This is a genomic window from Massilia cavernae (genome assembly GCF_003590855.1).
Classification (GTDB): domain Bacteria; phylum Pseudomonadota; class Gammaproteobacteria; order Burkholderiales; family Burkholderiaceae_D; genus Telluria_A; species Telluria_A cavernae.
Genome location: NZ_QYUP01000007.1, coordinates 1 through 7,977, shown reverse-complemented (window position 1 = coordinate 7,977; position 7,977 = coordinate 1). Strand labels below are relative to the sequence as shown.

Annotated in this window: 9 protein-coding genes; 6 read left to right on the top strand and 3 right to left on the bottom strand. The window is 64.3% G+C overall.

Annotation, left to right across the window (positions count from 1 at the left end):
* Positions 1 to 120: 120 nt before the first annotated feature.
* Complete coding sequence (locus D3872_RS00485; RefSeq protein ID WP_119808957.1) at positions 121 to 1,548, bottom strand: MATE family efflux transporter; 1,428 nt, start codon at positions 1,546 to 1,548, stop codon at positions 121 to 123.
* Between the two features lie 149 nt (positions 1,549 to 1,697).
* Between D3872_RS00485 and D3872_RS00480 the strand changes: the two genes are divergently transcribed.
* From D3872_RS00480 to D3872_RS00460, 5 genes are all read left to right on the top strand, one after another.
* Entirely contained in the window at positions 1,698 to 2,627 is a 930-nt protein-coding gene (locus D3872_RS00480) for a DnaJ C-terminal domain-containing protein (RefSeq protein ID WP_119808956.1), read from the top strand.
* 3 nt (positions 2,628 to 2,630) lie between these two features.
* On the top strand, positions 2,631 to 2,939 hold the full coding sequence (locus D3872_RS00475; RefSeq protein WP_119808954.1) for a chaperone modulator CbpM: 309 nt from the start codon (positions 2,631 to 2,633) through the stop codon (positions 2,937 to 2,939).
* A 92-nt stretch (positions 2,940 to 3,031) separates the two neighbouring features.
* Complete coding sequence (locus D3872_RS00470; protein WP_119808955.1) at positions 3,032 to 3,616, top strand: type 1 glutamine amidotransferase domain-containing protein; 585 nt, start codon at positions 3,032 to 3,034, stop codon at positions 3,614 to 3,616.
* A gap of 280 nt (positions 3,617 to 3,896) precedes the next feature.
* Positions 3,897 to 4,484: a sigma-70 family RNA polymerase sigma factor gene (locus D3872_RS00465; protein WP_119808953.1), complete on the top strand. Its 588-nt coding sequence runs from the start codon at positions 3,897 to 3,899 to the stop codon at positions 4,482 to 4,484.
* Positions 4,481 to 5,182 carry an anti-sigma factor gene (locus D3872_RS00460; protein ID WP_119808952.1) on the top strand — a complete coding sequence of 234 codons (702 nt, stop codon included), beginning with the start codon at positions 4,481 to 4,483 and terminating at the stop codon, positions 5,180 to 5,182. The genes D3872_RS00465 and D3872_RS00460 overlap by 4 nt, the downstream gene beginning before the upstream one ends.
* A gap of 56 nt (positions 5,183 to 5,238) precedes the next feature.
* Here the strand turns inward: D3872_RS00460 and D3872_RS00455 are convergent, their stop codons facing one another.
* Positions 5,239 to 5,469, bottom strand: coding sequence for a hypothetical protein (locus D3872_RS00455; protein WP_119808951.1), 231 nt, complete (start codon positions 5,467 to 5,469; stop codon positions 5,239 to 5,241).
* A 335-nt stretch (positions 5,470 to 5,804) separates the two neighbouring features.
* Entirely contained in the window at positions 5,805 to 7,301 is a 1,497-nt protein-coding gene (locus tag D3872_RS00450; RefSeq protein WP_119808950.1) for a DUF4331 domain-containing protein, read from the bottom strand.
* 273 nt (positions 7,302 to 7,574) lie between these two features.
* On the opposite strand from D3872_RS00450, the gene D3872_RS00445 reads away from it, so the two are divergent.
* The coding region (locus D3872_RS00445) for a hypothetical protein (RefSeq protein ID WP_220476845.1) at positions 7,575 to 7,977 on the top strand (403 nt) is incomplete at its 3' end.

Sequence of the window (7,977 nt, the reverse complement as noted above, 5' to 3'; positions counted from 1 at the left end):
GGAACGCACGACAGTGCGGCTAACAAGGGGAGTAGAAAACGCATGGAAGAAGGTCTCGCAGATGAAATTGAATCGGAACAACTGCGAGACGATACCAGAGTCGCGTGCAAAACGCTGTAATTACAGGGCGATCCCGCCCGCTGGCTTGCGCACGTGCGCCGCTTCCAGCGCGCGCTCGCGCGACAGGTAGTGCAGCGACAAGGTCAGCAGCACGGCGGCCACCGTCAGGCCCAGCACCAGGCCGATCCAGTAGCCGCTGGCGCCCATCGGCGCGGCCGGCGTCCACGGGAACCATTCCGGCGCACGGCCAAGGATATACCCGAGCGGCAGCGAGAAGCCCCAGAACGCCAGCAGCTGGATCTGCATCGGCTGGCGCGTGACGCGGTAGCCGCGCAGCGCGCTGGCGGTGGCGACCTGGGTCGCGTCCGACAGCTGGAACAGGGCGGCGAACAGCAGCAGCTGGGCGCTCATCTCCTGCACCGCCGGGTCGCTGGTGTAGGCGCGCGCGATCTCCCAGCGGAACAGCGCGATGAAAGCGGCCGACAGCACGCTGAACGACACCGCCATGGCGGTGCCGACCCATGCCGCGAAACGGGCGCGCTGCGGGTCGCCTTCGCCCAGCGCCTGGCCGACGCGGGTGATCATGCCGATGCCGAAACTGAGCGGCACCATGAACACCAGCGCCGAGAAATTCAGCGCGATTTGATGGGCCGATACCTGCACCACGCCAAAGCGCGCCACCAGCAGGCTGATGGCGCCAAACGCGCTCGCTTCGGCAAAGTAGGTGATCCCAATCGGCACGCCAAGGCGCAGCATGCTGCCGATCTCCGGCCAGTTCGGCCACTCCCAGTGCGTGAACGGGAAGGTCTGCCGGTAGGCGGGGGCGATGCGCATCCAGGCGATCATCGCGGCCAGCATCAGCCAGATGCCGCTGGCGGTGGCGATCGCGCATCCAAGCCCGCCCAGTTGCGGGAAACCCCAGTTGCCGAACACCAGCAGCCAGTTGACGGCGATGTTGTACAGCAGGCCGAGGATGGCAATCACCATCACCGGCTTGGTGGCGTTGATGCTGGTGGTATAGCCGTACAGCGCGCGGTAGCAGCCGAAGGCGGGCATGCCGAGGCTGATGATGTGGACGAAGATGGCGGCGCGGTCGGCCACCGCCGTCTCCAGCCCCACCTGGTAGAACAGCAGCGTGGACAGGTTGGTCAGCGCCCCGGCGACCATGCCCACGCCAAAGCCTTTCCACATCCCCTGGCGCACCACGTGCGGGATGCGGCCGAATTCGCCGGCGCCGGTTTCGTGGGCCACCACGGTATTCATCGCCATCATGGTGCCCATCACGGTGACCAGCATGATCGACCAGACCGAGGTGCCGATCGATACCGCCGCCAGTTCGAAGGCGCTGACGTGGCCGGTCATGGCGACGTCGGCCACGCCCATGCCGACCGTGGCCAGCTGGCCAATGAGCATCGGCCAGGACAGGCGCCACAGCGCGGACATTTCGGAGCGGGCGGAGTAGTCGGTACGGATTCGGATCTGTTGCATGGAAGCGGCGGCGGGCGAAACCGTCAATTCTAACGGCTTTGCACGCTCTGCGCGACGCCGCCGAGCACCGCGAACATCGCCCCCGAAGCGTGCGCCTCGCCGCGCCGGTGCGCAGTACGATTGCGGAAATCGATTCCGGAGCGCCGACCGTGGAATACAAGGACTATTACCAGACGCTTGGAGTCGAAAAAACCGCGTCGCCGGAGGACATCAAGAAAGCCTACCGCAAGCTGGTGCGCAAATACCATCCCGACGTCAGCAAGGCGAAGGACGCGGATGCGAAAACCAAGGAAATCAACGAGGCCTACGACGTGCTGGGAGACGCCGAAAAGCGCGCCGCCTACGATGACATGGGGCGCGGCTACCGCCACGGCCAGCCGTTCGAGCCGCCCGAGGGCTGGGGAGGCGGGGGCGGCGGCTACCATTTTGGCGGCGGCGACGCCAGCGATTTTTTCTCCGAGCTGTTCGGCCGCGGCATGCGCGGCGGTGCGCGCGGCGGCGCCGGCTTCAAGATGCGCGGGGAGGATATCCACGCGTCGATCACCATCACACTGCAGGACGCCTACAACGGCGCCTCGCGCACCATCACCATGCGCGTGCCCGAGCGCGATACCCACGGCCGCATTACCACGCGCGACCGTTCGCTCAACGTTACCGTTCCCAAAGGCGTGATCCCCGGCCAGCAGCTGCGGCTGGGCGGCCAGGGCCACGCAGGCGCCAACGGCGGGCCGGCGGGCGACCTGTTCCTTGAAATCCAGTTCCAGCCCGATGCGCGCTTCCGTGTCGAAGCGCGCGACGTGTACGAAAACGTACCGGTGGCGCCGTGGGAACTGGCGCTGGGCGCGCAAATCGATGTGCCGACCCCGTCCGGTACGGTGCAAGTGACGGTGCCGCCCGAGTCCCAGCCGGGGCGCAAGCTGCGCCTGAAAGGGCGAGGCATTCCCGGCGCTACGGCGGGCGACCTTTACCTTATCCTCGACGTGGTGCTGCCGCCTGCCAGGGACGACAAGGCGCGCGAGCTGTACCAGCAAATGGCGCGTGACATGGCGTTCAATCCGCGCGCCGGTATAGGAGGCTGAACAATGACCCAGGCAAACCTCGTTACCGCCGTCGTGCTCGATGAAGTGGCGCTGACGCTCGATGAACTTGCCCAGGCGTGCGGCGTGGAGCCGGCATGGGTAGTCCGTCATGTGGCTGGAGGCGCGCTCGGCAGCGACACCACGCTGGAGGTCGCTACCTGGCGCTTCGGCAGCGGCGACCTGCGGCGCGCGCGGCGCCTGTTGCGCATCGAGCGCGATTTCGACGCCGGCGACGAGCTGGCCGCGCTGGTGGTCGACCTCAGCGACGAAGTGCGCCGGCTCAGGGCGCGCCTGAACGCACTGGGCGGTTAGGCCCGGATGCCAGCCCGCATCCGGGCGACGCACTTGGCGGATGCCTTTTACACTATGGCTGACAGGACGTTCAACAAAAAATGGGGGCGACGATGAAAAGTGGACATCCGCTGAAAGGCAAGCTGGTGGGCATGCTGATGACCGACGGCGTGGAGCAGGTCGAGTACACCGCGCCGCGCGAGTTCCTGGAGCAACGAGGCGCTACCGTCATGCTGCTTGCGCCGAAGGAAAAGGGCGAGCACGTGCAGGGCATGAACCACAAGGACAAGGGCGACAGCTTCACGGTCGACCAGCATGTGCGCGATGCGAATCCCGCCGATCTCGACGCGCTGGTGTTGCCGGGAGGTTCGGCCAACGCCGCCAAGCTGCGCCAGAGCAAGGAAGCGATCGAGTTCATCCGCAAATTCGGGCAGGAGGACAAGCCGATGGCCGCGATTTGCCACGGGCCGCTGGTGCTGATCGACGCGGGGCTGGCAAAGGCCACCAACCTGACCAGTGCGGCAGATGCCGCGGAGGAACTGCGTGGCGCCGGCGCCGAGTGGGTCGACCAGGAGGTCGTGATCGCCGACCGCCTGGTGACAAGCCGCGGGCCGAAGGACATTCCGGCGTTTAACGATGCGCTGGCCAAGGAGCTGATGGTCAGTTCCCAGGTCGCGGACCTCGGTCCTTCCTCATAGCGCCGTTGGGACGACGGTAAGCGCACAACGGCGGCCGAGGCCGCCGTTTGCTCGTGCGCGTACTGCCTTATGCCTTGCGACGGTGCACGGCAGCCATGGTACTCGCTGGTCGTCGATGCCCTCAACAACGTCCGGCGGCGCAAGCTCGACGATGTAAAGTTTCCCGACACAGCCGCCCCGGCGCTGCTACGGGCGTTTCGGGATTTAACGAATCGGTGGATTGTCGTTCACAGTCGAGTTATCCTGAGTGTGCTCATCAGAACAACAAACAAGGCGCGCCGTGTCCAACGATCCCCAATCCGATCCCCAGCAGCTGTGGACCTGGCTGCAGGCCGCCGCCCGGCGCGATGCGAAAGCGTTCCGTTCGCTGTACGACGCTACTTCACCGAAACTGTTTGGCTTCGCGCTGCGTATATTGCGTAAGCGGGAGCTGGCGGAGGAGGCGCTGCAGGAATGCTTCGTCTCGGTCTGGAACAATGCCGGCACCTATGATGCGCAGCTTGCCGCGCCAATGACCTGGATGGTGACGATCGTGCGGAACAAGGCACTGGATATCCTGCGCCGCAGCGGCGAGGCGGCGGACCTGGCAGCAGGGCAGTTCGACAGCGAGGTGATCGACGCGCTGGAGAATCCCGGCGCGACGCCGATCGAAGCGCTCCTGATCAGCAGCGACGCGCGTGCGCTGGCCTTCTGCATGTCCACGCTGGAAGGCAAGCAGCGGCAAGTGGTCGGCATGGCGTTCTTCCATGACCTGTCGCACAGCGAAGTGGCGCGCCAGATGGCGCTGCCGATCGGGACGGTCAAGACGTGGATTCGGCGCAGCCTCGAACGGCTGAAGGCCTGCCTGGCGAGACGGGAGCGCGCATGAATATCCGCGACAACCTGCCGCTGCGCGAAAAGCTGGCGGCCGAATACGTTCTCGGTACCCTGAAGGGGGGCGCACGCCGCCGCTTTGAAGGCTTGATGCACAACGACGTGGCCCTGCGCCGTTTGGTGGCGCAGTGGCAGGACCGCCTGGCGCCGATGGCCGAGCTGTCGGGCGCCGTCACGCCGCGTCCGCTGGTGTGGACCGGCATCGAGCGGCGCCTGGACCTGCGGCCCGAACGCAAACCGTGGCAGGTGTGGCGCGACGACGCGGTCGGCTTCTGGCGCACGCTGGGACTGGCGTCGAGCGCGATTGCGGCGGTGCTAGTGGTGGTGCTTGCGACCCGCACGACGGATGCGCCTTCGATCGACCGCATCGCCACGCTGACCGACGACAAGGCGCAGACCGCGCTGGTCGTGACGGCTGACAGTCGCCGCCGCACGATCGAGGTACGCGTTGCGGACAGCATCGCGGTGGCCGCCGACAAGACCCTGCAGCTGTGGGCGATTCCGAAGCAAGGCGCGCCGCGTTCGCTGGGCATCCTGCCGGATAATCGCAGCGCGAAGCTGGCCCTGAGCGAGCGCGCCATCGGCGCCGATGTCGTGATGCTGGCGATAAGCCTGGAGCCTAAAGGCGGCTCGCCCGACCCGAACGGCCCGACCGGGCCGGTGCTGTACAAGGGCAGCTGGGTGAGGATCTAAGGCATATAAGAAAAGCACCGCGAGGTGCTTTTCTTTTTTGGGGAACGCGGTTCCCTTTACTGAAACTGCACCGGCGCGGCGTCGTCCGGCGTGGTGGCCACGGTGCTGTCGATGGCGACCGCCTCCGTATTGTCCGGCGATGAAGACACCAGGTTTTGCACCGCGGTGAAGAAGACGTCCACCATCGATACGGGCGGGGTGGGCGGCGATGGCGGCGGGCTGTCGTGGCGGCTGCTGCCGCCGCATGCGCCGAGCAGCAGCGCGGCGATGAGTGCGATTTTTTTCATCAGAATTGCTCCAAGAAACCCTGTCCTTCAGGGCAGGGAGTGAAACGAGCCGGGCGCGACGCGCCCGCAGCCGTCCAAGTGAAAAAATGTTTTGAACTTTGGTGTTGGTCCACGGTCAAACTCCTTAAGTGCTTCAGTATGCGATTACGTGCTGGGGCATGATTTACTAGTACCGCTTTTTCCAATCCGCAGTCGCCTTAGGCGAGGTCGAAAGATATCCTGCGGATTGAATGAGATGCTGGGCTCGTTTCAGTCCGGCGTCCGTCTGGGACATCAGACGCCAGCAGTGGGAATCCCCTTCCGTTCACGAAGGGGAGGATGTCAAGGCGTCCTCCTTATTGCTGCGGCGAGCCGGCGATCGGCGTCTTCAGGTAAGGGAAGCCCGCGGTGAAGAAGCTGTCGTCGAGGTAGGCGCCGTCGGTGAAGCGCAGCGCGCCGGCGGGTGCGTCGGCCGGAGCGCAACCGAGGTTGATGGTGCACAGCTTGCCCATCACGACGCGCAACGCGATGTCGACCACGTCGTCGCCGGGACGGCGTCCGTTCGGGAAGCCGGCGTTATCGCCATCGATGACGCCGAGGCGTTTTTGCGCGCCCATCGCGGTCGGCGCGATCGATGTGTTCAGGCGCAGCATCTCCGCCGGGGTGACCGCCGCAGGCTGGTTGACTCCCTTGACGCCGGTAAGAAATGCGGCGACCAGGTCGTTGCGCGGGAAGTTGGTCGGGGCCTTGGCGCCGGCGCTGCCGTACAGGACTTCGACCAGCGCTGGCAGCGTCGGATTGGTGACATAGTCGGCAAACTGGCTGTCACCCGAGGGCTTACTGTGGTTGAACTTGTCCTTGTCCTTCAGGCCGATCACCACTTCGTTCACGAGCGGCATGCCGAGCCGAGAGACCTGGGTCCAGGCGCCGCCTTCCTTCGATGGTGCGCCGTTCGAGGGAGGCGTTGGATTGAGCAGGCGGCCCTGGCGCATGCTGGCCGTGGTCCAGCCGCCGATGACTGGATCGCTGCCCGAGGTCAGGCAGGAGGAGGCGACTTCCATCTCGATCGAGGTGACATTCTTGTCGGCCAGGTCATCCTTGGCATTGCGCTCGGCGTTAGGCAGGAACTCGATGGCCGGGGCTTTAATGTTGATCAGGTCGAAGGTCTCGCCGAGGTTGACCACGAAAGGATCCTTGCGCTGGCCGACGAACAGGCGGGCCGGGGGGCTGCAGCCGGGGATGGTCACGCTGTAGACGTGCTTGGCGGCGTAGGCCTGGTAGTCGGGGATAGCTTTCTTGCCGATGTTGTCGATCGGCTTGTCGAAGGTGGCGCTGCCGCCGGTGGCGTGGGTCACGCTGGAGCGGGTGCCGGAGCGGCGGTCGCCGCGCACGACCGTCACGGCGTAGGTTTCACGGACGTTGGTGCCGGCGGCATTGATGTCGGCGATGGCGCCGCCGTTAATGACCAGCGGGATCGACACTTGCTTGCCGCCGACAGTGAACTTGGCGTCCTTGACGGTGTTGGTGAAGCGGAACTGGAAGCTCAAGTCTTCCCTGGCGTCGCCATTGTTGTCGATGTGGATTTCATACAGGGCTTCCGGGTCCATCTGGAAATAGTTTGGGCCGCCGTATGGGTCTTGCAGTGGGACGTAGTTGGCGATGAGGGTCACGAAGTTTGCGCGGCCGGTTTCGTAGCTGCGGAACATGTAGAAGTCGGTGGCGTCGATTTTCGGGCTTTTCGTGATGAAGGGCGCCTCTCGGTGGCTCGACGCAAGCGCCTGAGGGACGATGGCTCCGGCAAGCAGGCTGCCGACAAAAGCTGCTCGCAAGGAGCGCTTGATGATGTGTGACATGACTTACCCCCATAGGTTGTTGTGGTTGCACAGCTTGTACGGGGGAGGGGGCGAGGTGGATTCAAGAAAGTTAAGGATGAGGTTTTGATCTTGTTGCGTTCACGACAGGTACTGAACGCTTGGCGTGCATCAACCAGGAATTGCCTCGTGCTGGCTGTGCCCGGTTGCGGGCGTAGGGTCGCGGCCTATCATTTAAGATCGGTGGCGAATTCGTCGGCTGGATCTCGCCCAATACGATGGACAGCTTTCGCCCTTAAAAGGGATTCTGATTCGATGACAACCCCATCACGCGAAGAATTCGACGCAAAGCTCGAGACCATAGAGGCGAGGATGGATGGTCGCGTCGCTGCAATCCAGGCAAGCATCGAGGGTTTCATGGGACGAATGGAAGAGCGCGCCACGCGCACCGATGAACGTTTCGCGCGCATTGAAGCAGCGTCACACGAAACGCAAACTTCGATTCGAAATCTTAGGGTGACCATAATCGTGACAGCGCTGAGCGCCGCCATCGCGATTGTCTTGAGCGTAGCCGCGTTCAACGCGACCGTGTTGTCGAATATGGTGTCGTCATTTGAGTCTGGGAAAAACACCGCGATAGCGCAAAGCGAAGTGCGGCGTCAGTCCGAGGAAACCGCTGCGGTTATTCGCGAGCTTCAGAGGAAGCTGGAACAGGCGT

Coding starts and splice junctions, on each gene's coding strand:
- D3872_RS00485 (WP_119808957.1), bottom strand. CDS start 1,548: ATGCAACAGATCCGAATCCGTACCGACTACTCCGCCCGCTCCGAAATG.
- D3872_RS00475 (WP_119808954.1), top strand. CDS start 2,631: ATGACCCAGGCAAACCTCGTTACCGCCGTCGTGCTCGATGAAGTGGCG.
- D3872_RS00470 (WP_119808955.1), top strand. CDS start 3,032: ATGAAAAGTGGACATCCGCTGAAAGGCAAGCTGGTGGGCATGCTGATG.
- D3872_RS00460 (WP_119808952.1), top strand. CDS start 4,481: ATGAATATCCGCGACAACCTGCCGCTGCGCGAAAAGCTGGCGGCCGAA.
- D3872_RS00455 (WP_119808951.1), bottom strand. CDS start 5,469: ATGAAAAAAATCGCACTCATCGCCGCGCTGCTGCTCGGCGCATGCGGC.
- D3872_RS00450 (WP_119808950.1), bottom strand. CDS start 7,301: ATGTCACACATCATCAAGCGCTCCTTGCGAGCAGCTTTTGTCGGCAGC.